Genomic DNA, 22,952 nt, shown 5'->3' on the forward strand with positions numbered 1-22,952 from the left:
GGGTCACACCTCCTTCAGTACGTCGAACAGGGTCTCCTCGGCCTTGACGATCCGCTGCGCGGCCGCGCGGAGCTGCCCGGAGAGCTGCTCGCGCAGCGGGTCAAGTCCTTCGGCGGCGGCGGTGCGCAGCGCGGGCAGCCGGGCGCCGAGGGCGGCGGCCGCTTCCTGGTCCGCCGCGCCTCCGCGCAGCAGGCGCTGGTCGCGTTCGTTCAGGGTGTCGCGCAGTTCGGTGAACGCGGGGGTCCACGACGGCAGGAGCAGGGCGAGGAAGTCGTGCCAGGCGTCCACGGCACCGCGCGCGAGCGGCACCGCCCGTTCGAGCGCCGGGTCCGCCGTGCGGGCGGCGGCTTCGGTGAGGAAGTCGGCGAACATCGCCCGGAAGCCGCAGCCGCCGGTGCCGGCCAGCTCGAAGTCGACGTAGGCGCCGCACAGGGCGGTGAGGACGTCCTCGGCCGGGCTGCGCCGCACGAGGTGGTCCAGACCCGCGCCGTAGGCCGCCAGTCCGCGCAGTCCGAAGGTGGGCACCACCGGGTTCCGCATGGCGGTGCAGGACGCGCGGACCCCGCGCCGGATGTCGTCCGCGGACGGTTCGCGGGCCGCCGCCCAGTCGGCGCGCAGCCAGGCGTGCCGGGGCGGGAACGGCGGGTGCTCGGAGCCACGGGCGGCGGCCAGGTCGTCCAGGGAGAGGGTGCGCGGGGCGACGCACCGGTCGGAGACGGTGACGGTCCCGGCGTCCGGGTCGTGGTCCAGGACGACGAAGGCGTGCGCGCCGAAGTGCCGGGTGGCCTGGTAGTACGGCAGGTGGAACAGATCGCCGTAGACGATCACCGGGCTGCCGAGGGCCAGTTGGCCGCGTACCTGCTCCCACGCCGTGCGCGGGTCGGCGGGGAGCACCACCTCCAGGCTCAGGCCGACGCCGGCGGCCATGCGGCGGGTGAAGTCGGGGAAGGGGCCGTTGCGGCCTCCGACGAAGGCACGGCCCTCCGGTCCCATGGGCATGTGCATGAAGCTGATGCCACCCGCCACACCGAACAGCAGCGGTTCGCTCACCTCCGTGCCGTGGTGGGCGAGCACCTTGTGCAGGGCGGCGGTCTCGCAGTGGGCGCCGCCGAAGCGGTCAAGGGTCGGGGCGATCGGGCTCTCGCGGCCGACTGCGTGGGCGGTCATGCGCGCGTTCCCTTCGTGTCGGCGGCGGTCGCGGGGACGGGCCGCGGGTGGGCCTGCTCGGCCGCGAGTTCCGCGAGCACCGAGCGGGTGTAGGAGTTGTCGGGCGCCGGCGGATGGTCGAGGGCCGTGCCCGCGAGGACGTTGCGCACGGCGGCGCGGACCAGGAGGAGGTCCACGCCCCGGGCCGAGAGTTCTTCGGTGAGCCGGTCGCAGGCGCGCAGCGCCGCTTTGGTGGCGGCCCGGTTGACGGGGCCGACGACGCTCTCGTCTCCGACGACGACGGTGCCCAGGCCGGAGGCGAGGTGACGCAGCTCGTCGAGGTGGCCGGTGCCCCCGGTGACCAGGACGGTGGGCACACCGTGGGCGAGGGCGGCGAACTGGCACACCGGTTTGAGACCGACGACGTCGATGCCGGGCAGGTCCGGGGAGTGCGCCAGGAGGGAACGCAGGCGCGCGGTGGGCACGCTCGTCGCCAGGCTGACGAACAGCGGCCGGCGGCCTGCGCGCGCGGCGCGGCGGGCCAGGTCCAGCAGCGCGTCGTCCGTCTCCTCCGGCGGCACGCACAGCAGCACCGCGTCGGCGGTGACCAGGGTCTCGGCGTCCGTCAGGGGCAGGGAGGTCGTCGCGGCGGCGCGCCGGGCGCAGGCGCGGTCCGTGTCGTACAGGAGCACGGTGAATCGCTCCTTCAGACGGGCGGCGAGCACCGTGCCCAGGCGGCCCGTCCCGGCGATGCCCACGGTCCGCGGTGCCGTCGCGCCCGTCATGAGACGGCCGCCGCGAGGTCTTCGAGGGTGAGGCTGCCCGGCTTGAGCATCCGGTCCATGGCGCGCCGTACCAGGGTGCGGTCGATCGGTTCGACGACGGGCGTGATGCCGATGGCCGCCGCGACCCGCTCCGCCACGTCGGAGCACAGCCGCGCGGGGTCGCCGCCGTCCGCCTCGACCCGGATCTCCAGTCCGGCGCCGGTCACCCCGGCCGCCCAGTACAGGCCGGAACCCGGGGTGGACAGCACGATGTCCTCCAGCGCCAGCTTGTTGATCCGGCTGCCGTCGACCAGGAGTTGTTCGCTGACCCGCCCGTGGTGGTCGAGGGTGCGGCGGGGACTGCCGCAGGCGCACGGCGCGGACCGTACGGTGACGAAGTCGCCGGTGCGGTAGCGCAGCAGCGGCATGGCCCGGCTGACCAGGCTGGTCAGTACGAGTTCGCCCGGGTGTCCCTCGGCGACGGGCTCGGTGGTCTCGGGGTCGATCACCTCGAACAGGTGCCGGTCCTCGGTGAGGTGGAGGCTGCCTTCGGCGCAGGTGAGCCCGAGCGAGTTGGTCTCGGTGGAGCCGTAGGCGTTGGACAGGCGCACCCCCCACAGGTCCGCGATCTTGGAGAGCTTGGCCGGCGAGCAGGTCTCCCCCACGTACATGAAGGTGCGCAGGCCCACCTCAAGGGGGTCGCGTCCGCTGTCCTTGAGCAGGTCGTAGAGGCGCAACGCCCGGCTGGGGGTGCACACCAGGCCGGTCGGTCTGACCGTCCACATCATCTCGACCATGCGCTCGAAGGGGCAGACCCGGCTGAGCGTGCCGACCGCGACCACGCCGGCGCCCGCCTGTTCCAGGGCCCGGTCGAGGTCGTAGGAGGCGAAGGCCAGTTCGTAGGGGATGGCGATGAAGACGAGGTCGCCGGGGCCGAAGACGTGGCTGACGGAGCGCTCGACGGCGACGTTGCCGCGTATCCAGTCCTCGTAGGTGATGACGGCGGAGGTGGGGCGGCCCGTGGTGCCGGTCGACTCGCCGTAGCGGATGATCTCCCGCCGGTCGGCGGCGACCAGGCCGAACGGATAGGCGTCGCGCAGGTCGCCCTTGGTGGTGAACGGCAGCTTCCGGATGTCGTCGAGGGTGTCGAACCGCGTGCCGCTGTGGGCGGCCCAGTTCCGGCGGTAGTGGGGGGAGGCCGTGAGGGCGTGCGCCACCGACTCCCGCAGCCTGCCGAGCTGGAGCTCCGCCGCCCGGTCGGGGGTGAGCTTGTCGAACGCTTCCAGGTCGGCGCAGGCCGCGCGGCGGATCTCGTCGTAGCGCAGATGGGGTGGGACGGTGGTCTCGGTCACTGGTCTTCCTCCCCGAAGACGATCTGGGTCTTGATCCGGGCCGCGGCCCGTCCGCCCGTCACGGGGGCGGCGAAGGCCTGCTCGGCGGCGTCGGCCGGAAATCGGTGGGTGACCAGCCGGGCGGCCTGGTCCCGGTGGGCGTCGAGGAACGCGTGGACGGCCGGGAAGCTGCCCGTGCCCCCGATCGACCCGATGAGCGTCAGTCCCTTGACGACGAGCAGGTCCGTACGTATCTCGGTGCTGCGGCGCAGGCCGAAGCAGAGGACGCGGCCCCGTGGCCGGGCGAGCGCCAGCGCGGTGTTCAGGCCGGCCTGGCTGCCGGAGCACTCGACGACGACGGGGTGGTCGGCGCCTTCGGCGAGGCCGGCGTAGCCCGTGGCCCGGTCGTCGGGCCGGGGCGGGGACTCGACCAGGGCGGCGGGGAAGACTTCCCTCACCCGCTCGGCCTTGGCGGGGTCCGATTCCAGCAGCCGCACGGAGCGGACCCCGTAGTGGCCGGTCAGGATCAGATAGGAGGCCAGGCCCAGTGCGCCCGCGCCGATGACGAGGACGTCGTCGTCGGCACCGGGGGCGAGGCGGCGCAGGCCGTGGTCGGCGACGGCGAAGAACTCGGTGAGGGCGAGCAGCCCGGCGCCGAGCGCGCAGGTGTCGGGGTAGAGGTAGCGCCGGTCGACGACTTTGCGGCGGCTGGAGAATCCGTCCACGGTGATCCCGAACTTCTCGATGTGCCGGCACAGGTTCCGGTCGCTGGAGCAGCCGGCGCAGTCGCCGCACCAGCGGGAGCAGTCGCCGGTGACCCACTGTCCGAGCAGCGCGGCGCCGTCGCGGCCGGTGTCCACCACGCGGCCCGACCACTCGTGGCCGAAGCGGATCGGGTAGGCGCGCGGGCCTCCGTAGGTGCCGTCGTAGAGGCGGTGGTCGCTGCCGCACAGGGTGATGCGGTCCACCTCGACGAGGACGTCGTCGGCGCCGAGCGCGGGCAGCGGCGGCACCCGGTGCGCGGCGCGGAGTTCGCCGGGTGCGGTCAGCAGGAGGTCCTGGACGCGGCTCATCGGCCTTCCTCCCCACGGGTGGTCAGGGTGACGGGCACGTGCGCGGGGCGGCGCTCGGGCAGATGGGCGAGGAGCTCGGCCTCGATCCGCTCGCTCTCCTGGCGCGCCATGCGGATGCGCTCGCGCAGGCCGATGGTGCGCAGGCCCCACCACAGGTACCAGTTGTCGTTGGCCAGCACCCGCTCCTGGATCTCGTCGAGGAGGGCGCTGTCCTCGATGACGTCCCGGGACACGTAGTACTTGGGCACGATGAACCGCTCGTCGCCGGTGAGCAGGCCCTCCTCGACGGCGGTGGTGTGCAGGGCGGTCCCGCGGCACACGCGCAGGCCGAGGGTCCAGTAGGCGTGGGCCTCGGGGGCACCAGGCCGGACATGACGTCGAAGGTCTCCCGCACCGAGTCCCGGTCGTCTCCGGGACTGCCGATGAACAGGCAGTGCTCGACGCGGATCCCGGCCTGCTCGAACCGCCGGTGGGCGCTGATGACCTGCCGCTGGCGGAAGTTCTTCTTCAGCCGGCGCAGCACCCGGTCGTTGCAGGAGTCGGTGCCGAACTCGACGTAGTAGCAGCCGGTGCGGACCATGAGGTCGACGAGTTCGGGAGTGACGTTCCCCGGGTTGATCATGCAGGACCAGGGCATCTCGATGCCGCGCCGGACGAACTCCCGCAACACCTCGACGGCGTAGTTCAGGGGCAGGTTGAAGACGCCGTCGACGATCTCCAGGACCTCCAGTCCCTCGTCGCGCAGCCGCTCCACCTCGTCGGCCACCCTTTTGACGTCGTCGAACTTCACGCCGGTGCCGTCGACCAGGAAGTTGCTGCAGAACACGCACTCCAGCACGCAGCCCTTCTTGGTCTGGATGGTGGCCGGCACCTTCTCGCTGCGGTCGTGCGTCTCGTAGGAGTAGGTGAAGTAGCGCGGGTCGTACAGTTCGGGGTCGGGACGGGCGGCCTTGCGGTAGTCGATCTCGAAGACCGGGTCCCTGCGGTGGTAGGAGCCGTCCGGCGCGCGGAAGATCACACCGGGCACGTCCGCCGGTTCGGTGCCGTCGCGCAGGTGGGCGAGGAACGGCACCATGGACTCCTCGGCGAAGCCGGTGATGCCGTACTCGGCGCCCACGAAGTCCATCAGGTCGTCCGGCACCGTGGAGAAGCCGGGGCCGCCGAGGACGACGGTGACGCCGGGCCGCTCCGCACGCGCCCAGTCGGCGACCTCACGGGCGAGGGGAGTGTAGATGACCGGCTCCAGCATGTTCTGCGAGTCGACGTTGCGGATGGAGATCCCCACGACGTCGGGCCGGAAGGCGGCGACCGCCTCGCGTACCGCCTTCTCGTCCTCCTCCTCCCACATCAGGTCCAGGACGTGCACGTCGTGCCCCGCGGCCCGCACCTGGGTCGCCACGGTGACCATGCCGATGGGCAGTACCGGGCGGAACGACTTGAGCTTGTTGACGGAGACGAACATGACCCTCATCCGGCGCCGCCCCCGATCTCACGGTCGGCGTCCTTCAGGGCGGCGACCAGTGCCCGCAGGTGCTCCTCGCTCTGGTGCCAGTGCACGACCAGGCGCAGGAGTCCGTAGCGGCGGGCGACGGAGGCGATGAACCCCCGCCGTTCCAGTACGTCGACGAGCTGTCCGGGCGCCGGGTGGCGCACGGTGACGACGGTGAGGTCCGGCGCGGGCGCGACGGTGAACCCGGACCCGCGGAGCAGGCCGAGCAGGAGCTCCCGCCGCTCGAACACCGCGGCGACGAGCGTGCGGTAGCCGGCGCGGCCCATGGTGTGCAGCGCGGCCCAGGTGGCGAGCACCGCGGCGCCGGGGCGGGTGCCGAGCAGACCGTGGTGGTCGTGGGTGCCGCGGTAGTGGGAGGCGACGCGCAGCCGGTCCAGGTCCGCCGCGTCGCGTACGAGGAGCTGGCCGGCCGGGATGGGCGCGCCGCCGTACTTGTGCGGATCGAGCGTGACGGAGGTGACTCCCGGCACGTCGAGGCCGACCGGCGGCAGCGGGTGGCCGAGCTCGCGGGCGAAGGGGACGAGGAAGCCGCCGGTCGCCGCGTCGACGTGCAGGGGGACGCCCAGGGCCCGGGTGTGCTCCGCGATGGCGGGGACGTCGTCGACGGCGCCGGTCTCGGAGGTGCCGGCGGTCGCGACGACGAGCGCGGTGTCCTCGGTGACGAGGGACCGCAGCGTCTCGACGCAGACGTGCAGGTCCGGGGTGAGCGGGGCGTACACGGGTTCCACGCCCAGCATGGTGAGGATCTTGTCGAAGGAGAAGTGGGCGCTCTCCGGCAGCACGATCCGCGCGGGGCCGCCCGTGCGGGAGCGCTGCCCCTCCCGGCGCAGCGCGGCCAGCACCGCGAGGAGGTTGGCCTCGGTCCCGCCGGAGGTCGCCACTCCTCCGGCGTCGGGCAGACCGAGGAGGTCGCCGAGGAGCGCCGTCACCTCCGTCTCGGCGCGCCGCAGCGACGGGAAGATCCGGTTGTCGCCCATGTTGGTCTCAAGTGCCTGCGCGAAGACCTGCCGGGCCACCGGGAGCGGTGCGGAGCAGATGGAGTTGAACACGGTGCCGTCGGCGTAGTCGTGGTCGTCGCGGCGCAGTGCGTCGAGGCCGGCCAGGACGGCCGCCGTGTCCCGGCCGTGCTCGGGCAGGCCCGTGGACCGGGCGGGTGCCGCCCGGTCAGCCGATCCGGTGCGGGATGTCGAAGAACCCAGCAGCGTTTCCATGGACGAGAGCCCTCACGGTCTGTTCCGGAACGCCTCCGAGGCGGAGGCGATGGACGGTCTTGCCGAGGCCGAGCGGGTCGGCGGAGCCGAAGTGGAAGCCGGTGTTGAGCATCAGGCGGTCCGGCCCCCGGCTGTCGAGGATGCGCATCACCTCACGGTGGGTGACCTTCTGGCGCACGGCGAACAGCGCGTCCGTGCGCGGTGAGACCGGCAGACCGTAGCCGCCGAGCCCGTCGAGGCCGCCGTGCCCGTGGACCAGGCGCAGCTTGTGCTCGTCGAGGTCCATCACGGCGACACGCCCCGGATCGATGCCCGAGCGCTCGATGGCGCCGGCGAGCAGCGGCAGCATCGCCGTGAACTCCTCCAGCGGCGGCGGGGTCTCCACCATCACCGGTGTCCCCGTGTCGGCGGCAAGGCGCAACTGCCGTTCCAGCACCGTCACTTCGTCGCTGGTGCGATGGCGGAGCGACACCTCGCCCAGGGCCTTCACCCGGGGGTGGCCGAGCCGCTTGTGGAGTTCGTCGACGCCTTCCAGAGCGCTGCGCAGATCGCGCATGTCGGCGGCGTGCACGGCCAGCCCGACGTACAGATCGATGCCGTACACGGCCGCGCGGGCGGTCTCGACCTCGATGAGCCGCTCGAACCGCGCGGCGAACGCGTCGCCCGACGAGCGGCGCTCATGCGAGCTGGAGCAGGGGGCGAGCGCACTCGTCACACCGCTGACCGCCATGAGTTCGTAGTCGTCGGCGTTGCGCAGATCGCTGTGGATGTGGTGGTCGAAGAGCGGGACGAGGCCGGGTCCGTGCGCGCCCCGGGGCGCCAGGAGGTGTGGCGCGGGGGTCGCACGGCCGGCGGCGGTGGCCGGCCGCACGGTGGTCAGTCTTCCGGGGAGGACTCGGCGGAGGCGGCGGCCGCGGTGAGCACCTCGTGGCTGCGGCGCAGGGCGTGCCGGTAGACGTCGCTGTGGTTGTACAGCTCCACGCTGACGTGCCCCGCGTAGCCGCCGCGGCGCAGGATGCGGAAGAACTCCACGAAGTCGATGTCCCCGTCGCCGGGGATCTCGTGGTAGTGGGTGCGGCCCTTGATGTCCTCGATCTGGAACACGGGGGTGATCGGCAGGTGGCGTTCGACGGAGGCGAGGTAGTCCTCCTCCACGACGCGGCAGTGCCCGAGGTCCTGGGCGAGGGCGAAGCGCGGGCTGTCCAGTTCCCGGGCGAGCTGGGCCACCGCGGCGTTGGTCTCCAGGAAGAACTCCGGTTCGGGTTCCATGGCGAGGACGACGTCGCTGTCCGTGCCGTCGAGGATCTCGGTGATGCCCTCCACGAGCCAGCGCCGCGCGTCGGCCGGGTCCACCTCGGGCTTGCGCTTGCCGGTGGCGAAGTTGATCAGCGGGATGCCGAGCATGTCCGCGATGCGTACGGACCGTTTGACCAGGTCGACGCGGCGAGCGCGGCCGGCGGCGTCGGGGTGCACCAGCGAGGGTTCGAACCTCTCCTCGCTGAGCAGGTTGTCCGCGCCCGCGGCCAGGCAGCATGCCTCGATGCCGGTCCGCTCCAGCGCCTTGCGGATGACCGACGCCTCGTTGTCGGAGAAGGAGAACGGGTCGATGTGCGCGGGGTGGAGGGAGAGTTCGATGCCGTCGTATCCGGCCTCGGCGACCTCCTCGACGGCCCGCTCCACGGTGAGGTTACGCAGACCGTTGGCGTTGTAGCTCAAGCGGTGCACAGGGGCTCCTTCGCAGGGTGGGGCCGTCACCGGGCGGCGATGGCGTGGGTGTGGAAGTCGTGCCAGGTGCGCAGCTCGATCTGCTGGAAACCGGCGCCGCGCAGCATCTGCTCCAGCTCTTCGAGGGAGAAGCGCAGATGGCGCTCGTCGGGTCCGGCTCCGTCGGGCTGCCGCGCGTACCAGGCCTCGATCTCCCGGTTGCGCGCGAGGTCCGGGGTCTTGCGGTAGTCCGCGATGGCGACGCGGCCACCGGGTTTGAGGACCCGGTGCATCTCGGCGATCGCCAGGGCCGCGTCCTCGGCCAGTTCGTGCAGGACGTAGGTGCACAGCACGAGGTCGACGCTGGAGCTGGGCACGTCCAGGGGGGCGAGGGCGCCGACCTGCGTGGTCACGCGCGCGGCGAGCCCTTCCGTCGCGGCGCGGCGTTCGAGCACCTTCAGGAGCGGGGCGCTGCCGTCGACGCAGTGGACGCTGCCGTCGGGGCCGACCGCGCGGGCCGCGGGAACCGTGGCGTACCCGGTGCCGGCGCCGATGTCCAGGACCCGCTGCCCCGGCGCGGCCTGCGCCGAGCGCAACAGGCCCTGGACCTCGCCGAGGGCCCAGCGCAGCGGCCCGTCGAGACGGTAGATCGTCTCCTCCACCTCGGGTGTGTGGTGCACTGTGGTGTTCATGAGCCCATCCCTGCGGTGTCGGTGGATCAGGCCTCGGTCAGGACGCTCTTGAGCAGTGGCTCGGCGACGGGCGTCTCGTAGTCGCCGTCGACGCAGCGCACGGTGCCGACCCGGGGCACGAGCACGAAGCGGATCGCGGCTCCGGCGCGGCGTTTGTTGTCGCTGAGGATGACCTCGACGATCTGCTCGGCCGTCAGTTCCTCGGGGAGTGCCACGACGCTGCCCAGGCGGTGCTTGAGGATGTGTTCCTGCCGGTGCAGCACCTCGGGCTCGCACAGACCGAGGCGTACGCCCACCTTGGCCGCGGCGCACATGCCGATGCCGACCGCTTCCCCGTGCAGCAGCTTGCCGTTGCTGAGGAACTCCACGGCGTGTCCGACGGTGTGGCCGTACTCCAGCATGATGCCCGCGTGCCGCTCACCCGGGTCGAGGGCGAGGATCGACAGCTTGCTGCGCACCACGTCGTGGCAGAAGCCCAGCAGGTCGTCACGGACGGCGGCCAGGTCCGGCGTGAGCAGCTCCTCCAGCCGCTCGAACCAGGCCGCGTCGTTGACCAGACCGTTCTTGATCGCCTCGGTGATGGCGCTGCGGTGCTGGCGCACCGGCTCCTGCCGGGTGTAGGCGACGTCCGCCCAGATGAACAGCGGCGCGTGGTACATCCCGAACTGGTTCTTGCCGAGGGAACCGTTGACGGCCTGCTTGTTGCTGAGCGAGCCGTCGGTGAGGTTCAGCATCGTCGTCGGGACCTCGACGTACCTGATGCCCCGGTAGGTGAGGCCCGCGGCGAGGCCGACGATGTTGCCGATCATGCCGCCGCCGAGCGCCATGACCAGGGAGTCCTTGGTGACGCCGGCCGCGACCAGGCGCTCGCACAGGTCGGTGAGCTGTTGCCAGCCCTTGGCGGACTCCCCTTCGCGCACGGTCAGCACGTTGACGGCGATGCCCGCGTCACTCAGCGTCCGGGCCAGTTCCTTGCCGAACCGGGCGTGCAGCCGGTCGCTGGTGACGAGGTAGACCTCGTCGAAGGCATGCCGGTGCAGGTACGCCGGCAGCTGGTCGGCGATGCCGTCCCCCAGGTAGTACGGACAGCTGGGGCTCGCTCCGTTCGACAGCTCGATGATGCTTCCCCTGGCCACTTCGCTCCTTCATGGAATGGCGGACGATCACGTCCGCGCGCGGGGACGGATCAGGCACCGTCACCGAGGTGCGCGGTGTAGCCCTCCAGGTCGAGGGCACCGTTGCCGCTCACACAGGCGACGATGGTCTCGGCGCGGCCCGTACGACGGGCTTCGACCGCCCGGTCGACGGCGGCGCGCACCGCGTGGCAGGACTCGGGGGCGATGAGGACGCCCTCGTGGCGGAGCATCAGCGAGCCCGTCTCGAACGCCTCCGCCTCCTCGTAGGCGACCGCGTCGATCAGGCCCTGGCTGCGCAGCACACCGACCACCGCCGAGCCGCTGTGCTGGCGCAGGCCGCCGACATGGGTCTCGGGCAGCTCGTAGTCACGGCCGAGGGTGTAGGACTTGGTCAGCGGCGTGATGCCTTCCGGGTCGGCGTGGTCGTAGCGCCACTCGCCGCGGGTCAGCCGGGGGGCGCTGGCCGACTCGGCGCCGATCAGCGTAAGTCCGTCGCCGCGCTCGGCCTTGTCCGCCAGGTACGGGCCCATCAGGCCACCCAGGTTGCTGCCGCCGCCGACACAGGCGATCAGCGTGTCGGGGGTCTCGCCGAGCGCCGCGAGCTGTGCCTTGACCTCCTGTCCGATGACGGACTGGTGCGCCAGCACGTGGGGCAGGTTGCTGCCCGAGATGTACCGTGTCTCGGGGTGGTCCTGGGCATAGCTGATGGCTTCGCCGATGGCGGTGCCGAGGGAGCCGAGCAGATGGCGGCCGTCGCGCAGCAGCGCCTTGCCGACCTGCGTCCGCTCGCTGGGCGACGGGTACACCTCGCCGCCGAGCAGCTTGATCACCGTGTGCCTGCCGGGCTTCTGCCGCGCCGACACGCCGGCCCAGAAGATCACCGCGTGCAGACCGAAGAGTCGCGCCGCCCAGGCCACCGCGTGGCCCCACTGCCCCGCTCCGGTCTCGGTCACCAGGGTCCGTACGCCCTGCTGAGCGGCGAAGTAGGCCTGTGCGACGGCGGAGTTGAGCTTGAAGCTGCCGGTGGGCAGCACGTCCTCGCGCTTGAGGTAGATCCGGGCAGGGGTCCGCAGGTGAGCCTCAAGGGCCCGCGCCCGCAGCAGAGGGGTGGGACGGCCGATGGCCGCGAGTTCCTCGCGGACCCGCTGCGGGATGGGCAGGAAGGACTCCGTGGACGCGTCCTGTTCCTGCACCGCGGCGAGGCGGATACGGCGCTGGAGCGCGAGCCGGGAGGGCTGGCCGTCGTCGCCGTCCCTGGCCGGCGGCAGCGGGACCGGCAGATTGGGTACGAGGTTGAACCAGGCTTCGGGCACTTGGTCCGGTGCACCGCCCGGCACGACCGGGGTCGGGTTCCAGTCGGGGCCCAGGGTCCTGGCGCCCGGCACGGGCCGCGGTCCGCCGCTCATGCCCCGCTCCGCATCCGCGGCGGGTGGAACGGCTCCTCAGTGGCGTGCATCCACATCCCCTCTCTGCTCGTCCGGGACACGACGAGAAGCCTCATCGCTGGACGGCGGCAGGGGGAGGGGCGGCCCGGGACGTTGACCGTTCGAGTCAAAGGACACTCGTACGGGCCTCGACTGCTTGACCTATATGACTGATTCGCTCACCCGTGCCCTGTGTGGCACTGACGCGTTCTCACAGGAGACGGGCTCCGCGGCGCCTCGATGACGCGGGGCCGGCTCCATGACTCCTGGCACCAGCCGAGCACGAGGAACCGCGCGCATGCCCCTGAGCAACACCACGCATCACCATCCTTATCACGGACTCTACGAAGCAACTTCCGTACCGGCACTGGTCGACGTGCCCCCCTTGGAGTACCTCGCCGTCGACGGGGAGGGCGATCCCCAGGACTCCAAGCTGTTCGCCGCCGCGGTCGACACGCTCTACGCGGCGGCGGCAGCGGTGGCGGTGGCGTCCGGCGCGCCCCGGCCCGGCGACGCGGGCCACGGGCCGAGCCCGCTGGAAGGCCTGTGGTGGAGCACCGATCCGGACCTGAACCTCGAAAGCGGCGACCCGGCCTGCTGGCACGACCGTACGAGCTGGCGCTGGACCCTGCTGCTCCGACAGCGTCACGCGGTGGACGCCGCCACACTGGCGGCGGCCCGGGCGGAACTCGACAGGGCCTGCCACACTCCCGAATCCGCCGCCGCGGTGTCCGCCCTGCGGGCGCGCACCCTGCGAGAGGGCCTGTGTGTCCAGGTGCTGCACGAGGGCCCGATCGAGAACGAGCCCGCGACGATCGGCGCCCTCCACCGCCACCTCGACGAGCAGGGCCTCGTCCCCGCGGGGAGGCACCACGAGATCTACCTCGTGCCGTCCCACACCGCTCCCCCGTCCCAGCTGCGCACCATCCTGCGCCAGCCGGTGCACCGACGGGGCCGGTGACCCGGGCGCGGGTGCCCCTCCGCCCGGGCACGGCCCTGGTGACGGTGGACCTTGAGGCGCGCCACGACGGTACGAGTCGGCCGGCCCGGGGGCCTCGCCGATCAGTGGGCCGGTCGACCAGGGCGAGATGCCGTGCTCGTCCTGCGTGCGGTCCGGCCACGTCATGACTCACGGGCGAAGGGTGACACACACCACTGACAACCACCACGGCCCCATAAAATCGGGCACGTGCTCCTCTGGATCAATGGTCCCCACGGCGGCGGGAAGACGCAGACCGCTCACGAACTCCGGCGTCGGCTTGCTGGCAGTGTCGTCTGCGATCCCGAACACGTCGGCTTCGGTCTGCACCGGATGATGCCCCCGTCCCTGCGCGGGGACTTCCAGGACCTTGCCGCCTGGCGGCAGGGGGTGGTCGAAGTACTGGATCACGTCCTGAGCAAGCACGAGGGGACGGTGATCGTGCCCATGACGGTCGTGGAGCCGGCGTACTTCCGCGAGACCGTCGGTCGGCTGCGCGAGCGCGGCCACGATGTGCGGCATTTCGCACTGCTGGCCGAGCGTGGGACCGTGCTGCGCCGGCTGCGCGAGCGCGGCTTCGGACGCGCTGTCCAGTTCATCGCGGGCAAGGACGCCCCCTTGCGTCGGGAGAGCTTCGCCGTGTCCAGGCTCGACCTTTGCCTGGAGCGCCTGCGTGCGGAGGAGTTCGGGGACCATGTGTGGACCGACCGCCTCACTGTGCCTGAGGTCGCCGAGCACATTGCCGCTGCCGTCGGCCTGGCGCTCGCGCCGAACGCAGACGGAGCACTGCGAGGACGTGCGCGGCGGGCCTGGACCGGGATCAAGCACATCCGGTTCGACTGAGGGCCCCATTTTCCGGCCTGACCAGGTGGCCTCCGACTGACGGTAAGTCAGTCGACGGCCGGGGAACCGCTCCCAAGGCCCCCTGATTCAGCGATGTGCGCCGTGTCACGCGCTTCACATGCCATCTGAGTTGTCTGCATCACAGCGGAAATGTCCATTTGGCGTCCATGCTCGAAGCGGACACCGAACCCCGAAGTGGTGCTTATCGGCGTCCCCTTGGACGTGACGTCACAGAGTGACTCATGCCACAACACAAGTGACATTCCACCCTTCTCCCTGTTCTCCCGTTCCCCCTGTTCCCCCTGTTCCGCTGGGAAGGTGCCCCATGGCCGCTTACCTCTGTCCTCCCGCCGTGATACACGGCGAGCACCCCGTGAAGACCAGCCAGATCGTGGCCGAAGTGCGCGACCGGCACCCGCACGCGGCGTGGGCGCCGCGGATCGACGGCATCGCGGCCAGTACAGGCATCGAGACGCGCGGGTGGATGCTGCCACTGGAGACCGCCGTCGCGCCCGGCGATGGCGGCGGCCTGCGGGCTGTCGGCGTCGAGCCGGCCCAAGAGGCACTGGCCCGCGACGGGTTCACCCAGCAGGACGTGGACCGCGTGATCGCCGCACTTGAGTCGATACCCACGCCGCAGACCGTCCAGGAACGCACCGGGCCGGCCTGGGAGGCCGTGCAGTCCTACGGGGAGCGCGCGGCGCGCGGGGCCCTTCAGATCGCCGGGTTGGACGTCGCGGACATCGACTGCCTGATCACCAGTCACTCCACCACCCCGGCGCTGCCGGGTCTGGACATAGCCCTGGCCAACAAGCTTTCGCTGCGCAGCGATGTGATGCTGCTGCCGGCCACCCAGTGGGCCTGTGTCGCCGGGACACGTTCCCTGGCGCTGGCCGCGGACCTGGTGGCCGCGGACCCGGACCGAGTGGTCCTGGTCGTCATCTCGGAGGCGCTGAGCACCACGTACCAGCCCGCGGACGACACCCTTGAGTCGCTGATCGTCCGGTTGCTGTTCGCGGACACCGCGGTCGCCGCGGTGGTCACGGGCCGCCCCCGGCGCGAGTCGGTACTGCGGCTGGACGCCGCCTGGCACCACACCCTGCCCGGCACCCAGGACCTGCACCGCCTGGAGACGCGGGCGGACGGCACCCACTTCGTGATGGACCGGCGCGGGCCGCGCGCCGTACAGGAGACGGTGACCGCGATGTGGGAGTGGCTGCGCCTCCGTTACCAGGACCACCCCGACGCCTGGCACCCCGACGTGCTGCTCGCGCACCCCGGCGGGACCCGGGTGCTGGAGTACATGGAGCAGACGATGCCCGACGCCTGGCCGTCGGGGCTGCTGGACCACAGCCGGGACAGCTACACCACCGGCAACCGCGGAGGCGCCGCCGTGTTCGACATCCTGCGGCGGGCGCATGACGCCGGGCAGAAGCCGGGCAGTCGCGCCGTGCTGTACGCGGCGGCACCGGGCCTCACCGCCACCGCTTTGGAAGGGGAGTGGCTGTAGCACGAGGCGGCACCGCCCGTACTGGTACCAGGACGCGGGCCACCGTACTGGTACCAGGACGCACCACCTGCACTCGTACCCGGCCGCACACCCCGTACTGGTGCCAGGGCGCACCACCGCACCCGTAGCTGGTACCAGGCGTCTCTCAGAGGCACAGCCGCGTCATCTCGCGATTCTCGCCCAGACGACCTTGCCGGTGTCCGTCCACCGGACCCCCCACCGGGCGGTGAGCTTGTGCGTGATGTGCAGGCCGCGACCGCCGTCGTCGAGCAGGCCTCCCCGCCTCAGACGCGGCCTGCCGCTGCCGGTGTCGCCCACCTCGCACAGCAGCTCGTGGCCGGACCTGATCAGCCGTACCGTGACGGGGCCGGTGGCGAAGCGCACGGCGTTCGTGACCAGCTCGCTGACCAGCAGCACCACGTTGTCCCGGGTGTCGTCCTTTGTCCGCCACTGCCGCAGCAGCACGGAGACCTGCGCGCGGGCACGGGCGGGGGCGTCGTCGCGGGCGGGCAGCCGCCAGGTCGCCGTGTCCCCCTTGCGGTAGCCGAGCATGCGTGCGAGCAGCAGGGTCACATCGTCGCGCTGGCGCGCGGGTGCCAGCGCGGAGACGACGTGCCGTGCGGCCTGCCGCAGGGTGTCCCAGGGGTGCACTGTGGACACCGCGTCCGCCAGCCTGCCGATGCCTTCGTCGATCGACACGGCCGGATCCTCCACCAGGCCGTCGGTGTAGAGGGCGAGCAGGGAGCCCGGGGGTGCGGCGAACGTGTGCACGTCGAACGGTTCCCGCAGCGCGAACTCGGCGCCCAGGCCGGGGTGGGGGCGGACCTCCAGCGGGCCCGTCTGCCCGTCCGGGGAGACCAGGACCGGGGGGAGGTGGCCCGCGCTGGACAGCGTCACATGGTGGCTGACCGGGTCGTAGAGCGCGATGCAGCAGGTCGAGCCGAGGGCGCTGTAGCCGGCCGTCAGCCCGGTGTCGGCGTCGTCCAGCAGCGAGACGGTCTCGTCCAGGTGCTCCAGTACCTCGTCCGGCGCGAGCCCGGCGGACAGCAGCGCGCGAGCCTCCATGCTCAGCTGGCCCATGGTCGCCGCGGCTCCCAGACCGTGTCCGACGACGTCACCGACCACCAGCGCGGTGCGGCCGTCCGGCAGCGGGAAGCTGTTCACCCAGTCACCGCCGACGCCCGCGCTGTCGGGGGTGGCGGGCTGGTAGACGCTGGCTATCTCGATCGTGTCGCCGCCGGTCCGGGGCAGGAGCCGACGCTGCAGAGCCAGCACCTGCGTGTGCTCGCGCTGGTGCTGACGAGCCAGGTCGACGTGATGGGCGGTCCTGGCCACCAGTTCCTGCAGGTCGAGCAGCTCGTTGTCGCGGAAGGGGAAGTCCGCCCGCCGCCAGACCTCGGCCACGCCCAGCACGACGGGAGGCGCGCCGTCCAGGACGAGCGGGATGCACGCCACGCCCGCCGACCGGTCACCGGGCACGAGGGCCCGCACGACTCGTGGACTGCCGAGCACCCGCTCGACCGCCTCCCGGTCGGGTATGACGATGGTCTGCGGGGCATCGTCCCGCAGTACCGCCTGCGCCAGCAGGCGGCTCGCGTCGCTGGGAAGATCCTCGCCCGGGGTCACGTAGCCCTCGGGCCACGCCCGGTCCGGTACCAGGGCCGCCCGCCGCAGCCGGATGCGCCCCTTCTTCTGGCCGGTGACCCCCTCGCCGGTCCACACGGCGAAGTCGAGGTCGACGGCGGCCACGTCTCCCCAGGCCAACAGGGACTCCGCCAGCGACTGAGCGGTCTCGCCGATGTCCAGGGAGGTGCCGATCGCGGTCTCGGCGGCGTAGAGGTGCAGCCTCCTGGCCATCGCGATCAGGGAGACGGTCAGGCCCTCATCGGGCGCCGCGGCGGGCAGGATGCTCATCGAGACGACCAGCTCCGAGCCGTCGCCGCGCCGCAGGCGCTGGATCCGGGCCACGTGCGCCTCACCGGTCTGCAGGACCTGCCGCAACCGCCGTGTGACCGTCGGTACGTCCCCGGGGGGCAGGAGACCGACGAACGGCCTCCCGGCCACGGCGTCGAGACCAGCGAACACCGGGGCGTCCAGATTGCAGCGGGTGATGATCAGATCCCTGTCCAGGTTGACCGCGCCGAGTATCTGCTCCTGACGGCCGGCTGCCGGGTCCTCCGGTCCGCGCGGGCGCCCGGTGCGGTCGCCCCGCGCATCGGCGGGACCGGCCTCCGCTGCCGCTCCGCCGCGCGGGATGTAGCGCCCCAAGGCCCTGCTGACCAGGTCGAACGCCGAGGAGGACGATGGGGAGGGTGTGGAGTCCATGCAGCTCTCTCAGCAATCCCCGGCGCAGCGCCGGGGCCGTAGTCGGACCCGTGCGACGGGGTCCCCGAGATCCCTGACCGCACACCTCATTGAATAACAGCGGGGGTCTCTTCGCCCACACCGGCGAATCGCGGACGGAACGCGGACAGTGAGGGGGTGCCGCGGCCGGCTCGCACCCCACCGCCGCCGCAGAGCTCGGCACAGCTCGGCAGAGCTCGGTTGCTGCCGAGCGCCCCCGCCCCTTCGGCCGGCGGGTCCTGGGAGCGCGTGACGATCTCCTACGGGCCGTGGAGGTGGACCGCGGCCAGGCCCATGCGCGGGGTCGAGGACCGTGGTGCCGGATGCGGGGTGGCTGATGCGCCGCGCGCGGTACCCAGGTGGGGTGGCCGCAGGCGTACGGCCGGGGCGCACGGCCTGCTGACCAGGTGAGGTGGCCGCCCTCAGATGGCCGCGGGCGTACGGGCGGGGCACACGCCCCGCTGACCGGGAAGCGCGTCACCCGCGCCGCGGCAGGGCTCCGCGAGGGCCGGCCGTCAGCCGCTCCCTCACCCACACCGCGCACGCCCTTCCACCGTCCTGAAGACTTCGAAAGTGCCCTAGGTCCTGTCGTCAAACTCCCGTCGTCCGCCCGGAGGGCGGGCCGCGCGGCGTCAGGTGCGTGCTCTCGCCGTGCCGGCCACAGGCCCTCGTACTGGGCGTACTCGGGTCTGGGGCCGGTGCGGCGAGAGTGCGTGCATGGCGTCGCGCGGCAGACGGGAGTTTGACGACAGGGCCTAGCGGCCTGAGAGTTGCGGCGGCACTGCGCGGCGAGAACTCCAATCCCTCCTGAAACTCCTCGCCTTCACCTGACAGCGCGCGCGGTACGTCCGGCGCGCGAGAATGATCCGGGCCGCGCGCAGCCGGCCGGACAGCTCCTGATAGGGCGATGTCGTGCCGTTGACCGGAGAGCAGAGGAGACCCGTCTTCCGGACGACCGAGGCGAGTTACGGCTCCCGCACGTCGGCGCGGGACCTGGTCGTCGCCGGCTGCACGGACAGGTGCCGGTGCCCGTCCGACGCGGCAGCCGCGCGCCGCCGTTCCTCCTGCGCTGGTGGACCGAAGGTGCGGGCAGGGCAGGGCCGAGCGGACTCCTCCGGTCCGCCCAGCACCGGATAGCGATCAGGGTGGCTGGATGGCAGTCTGAGAGGTGGATCCAAGTTTCGGGGAGCCCCGCGCACCGATCGACATCACTGTTCGTGATCGCGGGAGGTGGACCTTCCATGAGAAACCGGGCCTCGATTACCGGAACCGCAGTGGGCCTCGCGGTGGCCGGAGCCCTGTCGACGACACTCGTACCGTTCACGGCGTCGCCGGCCTGGGCCCAGGAGTGCGCAGCCGCCGCTCGCGCTCCGATGAACGGCCACAGCCGCCTCGTCAGTCACCGCAACTTCCAGGTGAGGGAAGCGGTCGTGTGCCTCATCAACGCCCAGCGCACGCAACGGGGTCTTCCAGCCCTGACCTACAACCAGAACCTGACGACAGCGGCTCAGGAGCACGCCTCGGCGTCCGTGGCGCAGAAGTGGTGGGGACCGGGCAAGGACCCGCACACCAACCCGCAGACGGGTTCGTCACCGCAGAGCCGTATCCAGGGAGCGGGCTACTGCCCGAATCCCGTGTCCTGGCGGTTCGCCGAGATCGCCTACACCGGTTGGGGCGGTGCGGGGACGCCGAACGCCGCCGTCAACTGGTGGATGAACTCTCCGCCCCACCGGGCGAACATCCTCGATCCCGGACTGCGTGAGATCGGGCGCTGGGCTCAGGCCGGTGCCGCCGACCCGGCCGGAACGGACGCGAGCGGAGCCGGAACGTACGTCGTCACCTTCGGAAGCTGCCAGCAGTGACGCACCGGCTTCAAGCCCGGATGGGCACCGCGCGGCCCCGGCGGGTCAACGACGCGATTCCGGCTGCGCGGCGAAGCGGGTGAGCGCCTCGGTGGCACCGCGGGGCAGGTCGGCGACCGCCTCCTGTGGCAGCGTCGCGATCACGGCTCGCAGCCGCGCGCCCGACTCCGGCAGCAACTCCCAAGCCCAAGCAGGCGCGTTGACGGTTGCGAGCAGCAGATCGCCCTCGTGGAAACGGGCGTCGAGCAGCGGCTCCTCCACCAGCAGGCGCACGGCGAGTGGAAGGACGTAGGGCAGTGCCACCCGCTGTGAGAGGAGGAGGCGCAGATCCGCCGGACCGAGTTCGCCCAGGGGCACCCGCCGCAACTCGTGCACTGCGCGCACCAGGTGGGTCGCGTCAGCGGCGGGAGGCGCCCAACGGGGTGGGTCCAGCTCGTCGAGTGTGCGGTCGAGGTGCAGCAGATGGTCCATGGCGTTCATTCTCAGGTTGGCGTCAGTCCCGCGCCGGGCCGGGCCGGCGGGAACCACGCCGGCACGAAGCCTCCCCGGCCGGCGGCGGGGAGGCTTCGCCGCTCGCTCACAGCGCGGTACCGGTCTCCTGTGCCAATGCCAGCAGCAGACGGTCCTGGAACGCCTCGTCGTGGACCGCGCGGTGCGGCTCCTGCCGTTGGCGGTGGTACCAGTACCCTCCGGTGGTGAGCGCCTCGGGGTCGTCCCCGGAGGCCAGCCACTCCTGCGTCCGATGGCCGAGTTCGAGGTCGTCCGGGGCGTTCGGTCCACCCATCTTCGTCGGCACCCAGCCGGGGTCCACGGCATTGCTGAGCACACCGGGGCGGAGGCGGGCCACCGCGGCCGCGAGCGTCGTGACGAACAGCTTGCTGTCGGCGTACGATCCCGCGCTCCGCCCCCGCCAGTCGACACCGTCGAGCACGGGCCGCCCGCCGAAGTGTGAGCCGCTGCTGAGGTACACCAGGCGCCGGGGGCCGCGGAGCAGGGCCGTGAGCAGGTACGGGGCGATGATGTTGACCGGCATGACGGCCGGCCCGCTCCAGACGCCGGCGTTGTGGATGACGGCGTCGAGCGGCTCGGCGTCGTTCAGTTCCGCGGCGATGCGCCGTACGGCGTCGCGGTCCGCGAAGTCGCCGATAACGAGGTGCGCTCCGCGGCCGACCAGCGGGTCGAGGGCCACCGCGCGCTCCTCACTGCGGGCGTGCACCACGACCTCGTGTCCGGTGGACAACAGCGCGTCGGCCGCGGCACGTCCCAGGCCGTCCGCGGAGCCGGTCACCAGGATCCGACTCAAGGTCGCGCCCCCTCTCGTACGCGCGGTGTCCGGGAAGACCCTCGGACAGGAATCCGGGAAGACCCTCGCACAGGAATGCCTCCTTCCGTCTGGGCCGGTCCCGTGGGCTCGTCCGGGTGCCGGGTCCGGGTGCGGATACGCTGCCGGGGAGGAGCCCGGTGGCTCCTCCCCCGTGTTCAGGCTGCGAAGACCTGCTTCGCCGTCGAGATCCCCGTCATGGCCTTGGGCCAGCCGGCGTAGAAGGCGAGGTGGGTGATCGCCTCGATCAGCTCGGTCTCGGTGACGCCGTTCTCCTTCGCGCGTCCGAGGTGGAAGCGGAGCTGGTCGGCGTCACCGCCGGCGACGAGCGCGGCGACGGTGATCAGGCTGCGGTCGCGGGCGGCCAGCTCGGGGCGGTTCCACACGTCCTCGAACAGGACGTCGTCGGTGAGCTCGGCGAGCTTCGGGGCGAAGTCGCCGACGGTACGGCGTCCGCCGCCGATCTGCTTGGGTTGGTCGGCCATCGAAGATCCTTATCGGTCGGGTGCGGGGTCAGCGGCTGCGGGGGCGGTTGTACTGCTCGTCGGTGACGGGCTCGTTCCAGGTGGTCTCCTCACTGCCGTCGCCCTTGCCCTCCCACATCGCGATGTGTTCCATGAAGCGGTCGGCGGTGGCGCCGTGCCAGTGTTCCTCGTTCGGGGGACAGGTGACGGTCTCGCCGGGGTGCGCCTCGAAGACGGTGCCGTCGCGGGTGCCGATCAGGGCGATGCCGGAGACGACGTGCAGGGTCTGGCCCAGTACGTGGGAGTGCCAGTGGGTGCGGGCGCCCGGGGAGAAGCGGACCATGTTGGCGCGCATCCGGGACGGCTCCCGGCCCGCGTAGAGCACATCGAACCAGACGTCACCGGTGAACCAGTTCGCGGGCGCCTTGACCGTGCCCTGCTGCTTGACGAACTCCATGGTGTGTCCCTCTCGGAGATGCGGGTCTCGGGAATGGGTCGGGCGGCGTCGACGCGGCGAGCGATGTCGCGCCCGGCCCGCGTCCGGCGGGGGAGGGCTCGTCGGCGATCTTCTCGGGTACGGCGCCGCCATCGAGGAAACCGCAGGCCGGCGAGGTGGAGAAGGGTCTGCTGTTCCAGGTACTGACAGGACCCCCCACACGTACGGCATCCGGCATAGCCTGACCATCGTGAGTCCCGAGAGCGACATCCGCGAGTTCCTGGCCTCCCGCCGCGCCAGGATCACCCCGCAGCAGGCGGGCCTGCCCGCGTACGGCGGCAACCGGCGCGTGCCGGGGCTGCGCCGGGAGGAAGTCGCCCTGCTCGCCGGTGTCAGCGTCGACTACTACGTCCGCCTGGAACGCGGCCACCTCGCCGGCGCCTCGGAAGAAGTCCTCGGGGCCGTCGCGAACGCCCTCCAGCTCGACGAAGCCGAACGCGCCCACCTCCACGACCTGGCCCGCGCCGCCGCCAGACGTCCCGCCCGCCGTACCAGGCGCAGTGGCCCGCTCCCGGACAGCGTCCTGCGCGTCCTGGAGTCCATGACCGACTCCCCCGCCTTCCTGCGCAACGGCCGCCTGGACATCCTGGCCACCAATCGCCTCGGCCGCGCCCTGTACTCCCCTCTCTTCCCCGACCGCACCACCAAGTCGGTCAACATCGCCCGTTTCCAGTTCCTCCACCCACAGGGCCGGGACTTCTTCCCGGACTGGGAGGAGTCCGTGAACACCACGGTGTCCCTGTTGCGCACGGAGGCCGGACGCGCCCCGCACGACAGCGGCCTGACCGGGCTCGTCGGCGAACTCGTCACCCGCAGCGAGGAATTCCGCACGGCCTGGGCCAAGCACAACGTGCGCCTGCACCACACCGGCCGCAAGTCCTTCCGCCACCCGGCCGTCGGTGCTCTCACCCTGGACTTCGACGCCATGGAGCTACCGGCCCTGCCCGGCCTGACCCTCACCGCCTACAGCGCCGCTCCCGGTACGCCGGAGCACGAGGCCCTGCGACTCCTCGCATCCTGGGCCGCCACGCAGGAGACGAACGTCACGGACCAGACGGACGCCAAAGTCCGGACGGACGGCACGGTCCAGACGGACGGCACGGTCCGGACCGCTCCAGCGGACGGCCGGTAGCCGCCGGCTGA

Annotated in this window: 21 protein-coding genes; 5 read left to right on the top strand and 16 right to left on the bottom strand. The window is 71.9% G+C overall.

The genetic code is table 11. The annotated features are described in order from the left end of the window. Positions 1-3: 3 nt before the first annotated feature. The 11 genes from ACH4LD_RS26460 to ACH4LD_RS26510 are packed head-to-tail and all read right to left on the bottom strand — an operon-like array spanning position 4 to position 11,973. Complete coding sequence (locus tag ACH4LD_RS26460) at positions 4-1,167, bottom strand: BtrH N-terminal domain-containing protein (RefSeq protein WP_398056693.1); 1,164 nt, start codon at positions 1,165-1,167, stop codon at positions 4-6. Further along, positions 1,164-1,931 (bottom strand): NAD(P)-binding domain-containing protein, encoded by a 768-nt coding sequence (locus tag ACH4LD_RS26465; protein ID WP_398056692.1) that lies wholly within the window; start codon positions 1,929-1,931, stop codon positions 1,164-1,166. The genes ACH4LD_RS26460 and ACH4LD_RS26465 overlap by 4 nt, the downstream gene beginning before the upstream one ends. After that, a complete protein-coding gene (locus ACH4LD_RS26470; protein ID WP_398056691.1) occupies positions 1,928-3,262 on the bottom strand; it encodes a phenylacetate--CoA ligase family protein in 1,335 nt (444 codons plus the stop codon). The genes ACH4LD_RS26465 and ACH4LD_RS26470 overlap by 4 nt, the downstream gene beginning before the upstream one ends. Next, the gene (locus tag ACH4LD_RS26475) at positions 3,259-4,314 is read right to left on the bottom strand and encodes a zinc-binding dehydrogenase (RefSeq protein ID WP_398056690.1); all 1,056 of its coding nucleotides are present in this window, start codon (positions 4,312-4,314) and stop codon (positions 3,259-3,261) included. The genes ACH4LD_RS26470 and ACH4LD_RS26475 overlap by 4 nt, the downstream gene beginning before the upstream one ends. Positions 4,315-4,336: 22 nt before the next feature. Continuing rightward, complete coding sequence (locus ACH4LD_RS26480) at positions 4,337-5,776, bottom strand: cobalamin-dependent protein (protein ID WP_398056689.1); 1,440 nt, start codon at positions 5,774-5,776, stop codon at positions 4,337-4,339. A gap of 5 nt (positions 5,777-5,781) precedes the next feature. After that, positions 5,782-7,035 (bottom strand): tyrosine decarboxylase MfnA, encoded by a 1,254-nt coding sequence (gene mfnA / locus ACH4LD_RS26485; RefSeq protein WP_398056688.1) that lies wholly within the window; start codon positions 7,033-7,035, stop codon positions 5,782-5,784. Continuing rightward, complete coding sequence (locus tag ACH4LD_RS26490; RefSeq protein ID WP_398056687.1) at positions 6,989-7,906, bottom strand: TatD family hydrolase; 918 nt, start codon at positions 7,904-7,906, stop codon at positions 6,989-6,991. The genes mfnA and ACH4LD_RS26490 overlap by 47 nt, the downstream gene beginning before the upstream one ends. A gap of 5 nt (positions 7,907-7,911) precedes the next feature. After that, positions 7,912-8,760, bottom strand: coding sequence for a sugar phosphate isomerase/epimerase family protein (locus tag ACH4LD_RS26495; protein WP_132789732.1), 849 nt, complete (start codon positions 8,758-8,760; stop codon positions 7,912-7,914). A 26-nt stretch (positions 8,761-8,786) separates the two neighbouring features. Next, positions 8,787-9,431, bottom strand: a complete 645-nt coding sequence (locus ACH4LD_RS26500) for a class I SAM-dependent methyltransferase (protein ID WP_398056686.1) — start codon at positions 9,429-9,431, stop codon at positions 8,787-8,789. 26 nt (positions 9,432-9,457) lie between these two features. Further along, a complete protein-coding gene (locus ACH4LD_RS26505) occupies positions 9,458-10,567 on the bottom strand; it encodes a 2-deoxy-scyllo-inosose synthase (protein WP_132789733.1) in 1,110 nt (369 codons plus the stop codon). Positions 10,568-10,617: 50 nt separating this feature from the next. Next, positions 10,618-11,973, bottom strand: coding sequence for a TrpB-like pyridoxal phosphate-dependent enzyme (locus ACH4LD_RS26510; protein WP_398056685.1), 1,356 nt, complete (start codon positions 11,971-11,973; stop codon positions 10,618-10,620). Positions 11,974-12,289: 316 nt separating this feature from the next. Here ACH4LD_RS26510 and ACH4LD_RS26515 point away from each other — a divergent pair, with 316 nt between their 5' ends. The 3 genes from ACH4LD_RS26515 to ACH4LD_RS26525 all read left to right on the top strand — a co-directional run bounded on the left by ACH4LD_RS26515 (position 12,290) and on the right by ACH4LD_RS26525 (position 15,323). Next, positions 12,290-12,952, top strand: a complete 663-nt coding sequence (locus ACH4LD_RS26515; protein ID WP_398056684.1) for a GyrI-like domain-containing protein — start codon at positions 12,290-12,292, stop codon at positions 12,950-12,952. A gap of 228 nt (positions 12,953-13,180) precedes the next feature. Then, entirely contained in the window at positions 13,181-13,813 is a 633-nt protein-coding gene (locus ACH4LD_RS26520; RefSeq protein ID WP_398056683.1) for an AAA family ATPase, read from the top strand. 325 nt (positions 13,814-14,138) lie between these two features. Beyond that, positions 14,139-15,323 (top strand): type III polyketide synthase, encoded by a 1,185-nt coding sequence (locus tag ACH4LD_RS26525; RefSeq protein WP_398056682.1) that lies wholly within the window; start codon positions 14,139-14,141, stop codon positions 15,321-15,323. Positions 15,324-15,485: 162 nt separating this feature from the next. Here the strand turns inward: ACH4LD_RS26525 and ACH4LD_RS26530 are convergent, their stop codons facing one another. After that, complete coding sequence (locus tag ACH4LD_RS26530; RefSeq protein WP_398056681.1) at positions 15,486-17,648, bottom strand: SpoIIE family protein phosphatase; 2,163 nt, start codon at positions 17,646-17,648, stop codon at positions 15,486-15,488. A gap of 1,259 nt (positions 17,649-18,907) precedes the next feature. Here ACH4LD_RS26530 and ACH4LD_RS26535 point away from each other — a divergent pair. After that, positions 18,908-19,528, top strand: coding sequence for a CAP domain-containing protein (locus ACH4LD_RS26535; RefSeq protein ID WP_398106191.1), 621 nt, complete (start codon positions 18,908-18,910; stop codon positions 19,526-19,528). A gap of 45 nt (positions 19,529-19,573) precedes the next feature. On the opposite strand, the gene ACH4LD_RS26540 is transcribed toward ACH4LD_RS26535, so the two are convergent. The 4 genes from ACH4LD_RS26540 to ACH4LD_RS26555 form a co-directional block, all read right to left on the bottom strand. After that, the gene (locus ACH4LD_RS26540; RefSeq protein ID WP_398056679.1) at positions 19,574-19,999 is read right to left on the bottom strand and encodes a contact-dependent growth inhibition system immunity protein; all 426 of its coding nucleotides are present in this window, start codon (positions 19,997-19,999) and stop codon (positions 19,574-19,576) included. A gap of 106 nt (positions 20,000-20,105) precedes the next feature. Further along, a complete protein-coding gene (locus ACH4LD_RS26545) occupies positions 20,106-20,831 on the bottom strand; it encodes an SDR family NAD(P)-dependent oxidoreductase (RefSeq protein ID WP_398056678.1) in 726 nt (241 codons plus the stop codon). 176 nt (positions 20,832-21,007) lie between these two features. After that, entirely contained in the window at positions 21,008-21,334 is a 327-nt protein-coding gene (locus ACH4LD_RS26550) for a carboxymuconolactone decarboxylase family protein (protein ID WP_398056677.1), read from the bottom strand. A gap of 28 nt (positions 21,335-21,362) precedes the next feature. Next, complete coding sequence (locus ACH4LD_RS26555; RefSeq protein WP_398056676.1) at positions 21,363-21,770, bottom strand: cupin domain-containing protein; 408 nt, start codon at positions 21,768-21,770, stop codon at positions 21,363-21,365. A gap of 229 nt (positions 21,771-21,999) precedes the next feature. Here ACH4LD_RS26555 and ACH4LD_RS26560 point away from each other — a divergent pair, with 229 nt between their 5' ends. Then, a complete protein-coding gene (locus ACH4LD_RS26560) occupies positions 22,000-22,941 on the top strand; it encodes a helix-turn-helix domain-containing protein (protein ID WP_398056675.1) in 942 nt (313 codons plus the stop codon). The last annotated feature ends 11 nt before the right edge of the window (positions 22,942-22,952 follow it).

The organism is Streptomyces sp. NPDC017676, from assembly GCF_044329325.1.
Lineage (GTDB): Bacteria > Actinomycetota > Actinomycetes > Streptomycetales > Streptomycetaceae > Streptomyces.

Bases quoted from the DNA above. Each gene is read 5' to 3' on its own strand.
- ACH4LD_RS26460 (WP_398056693.1), bottom strand. From the start codon at position 1,167: ATGACCGCCCACGCAGTCGGCCGCGAGAGCCCGATCGCCCCGACCCTT.
- ACH4LD_RS26465 (WP_398056692.1), bottom strand. From the start codon at position 1,931: ATGACGGGCGCGACGGCACCGCGGACCGTGGGCATCGCCGGGACGGGC.
- ACH4LD_RS26475 (WP_398056690.1), bottom strand. From the start codon at position 4,314: ATGAGCCGCGTCCAGGACCTCCTGCTGACCGCACCCGGCGAACTCCGC.
- ACH4LD_RS26480 (WP_398056689.1), bottom strand. From the start codon at position 5,776: ATGTTCGTCTCCGTCAACAAGCTCAAGTCGTTCCGCCCGGTACTGCCC.
- mfnA (WP_398056688.1), bottom strand. From the start codon at position 7,035: ATGGAAACGCTGCTGGGTTCTTCGACATCCCGCACCGGATCGGCTGAC.
- ACH4LD_RS26500 (WP_398056686.1), bottom strand. From the start codon at position 9,431: ATGAACACCACAGTGCACCACACACCCGAGGTGGAGGAGACGATCTAC.
- ACH4LD_RS26510 (WP_398056685.1), bottom strand. From the start codon at position 11,973: ATGAGCGGCGGACCGCGGCCCGTGCCGGGCGCCAGGACCCTGGGCCCC.
- ACH4LD_RS26515 (WP_398056684.1), top strand. From the start codon at position 12,290: ATGCCCCTGAGCAACACCACGCATCACCATCCTTATCACGGACTCTAC.
- ACH4LD_RS26525 (WP_398056682.1), top strand. From the start codon at position 14,139: ATGGCCGCTTACCTCTGTCCTCCCGCCGTGATACACGGCGAGCACCCC.
- ACH4LD_RS26530 (WP_398056681.1), bottom strand. From the start codon at position 17,648: ATGGACTCCACACCCTCCCCATCGTCCTCCTCGGCGTTCGACCTGGTC.
- ACH4LD_RS26535 (WP_398106191.1), top strand. From the start codon at position 18,908: ATGAGAAACCGGGCCTCGATTACCGGAACCGCAGTGGGCCTCGCGGTG.
- ACH4LD_RS26540 (WP_398056679.1), bottom strand. From the start codon at position 19,999: ATGGACCATCTGCTGCACCTCGACCGCACACTCGACGAGCTGGACCCA.
- ACH4LD_RS26550 (WP_398056677.1), bottom strand. From the start codon at position 21,334: ATGGCCGACCAACCCAAGCAGATCGGCGGCGGACGCCGTACCGTCGGC.
- ACH4LD_RS26555 (WP_398056676.1), bottom strand. From the start codon at position 21,770: ATGGAGTTCGTCAAGCAGCAGGGCACGGTCAAGGCGCCCGCGAACTGG.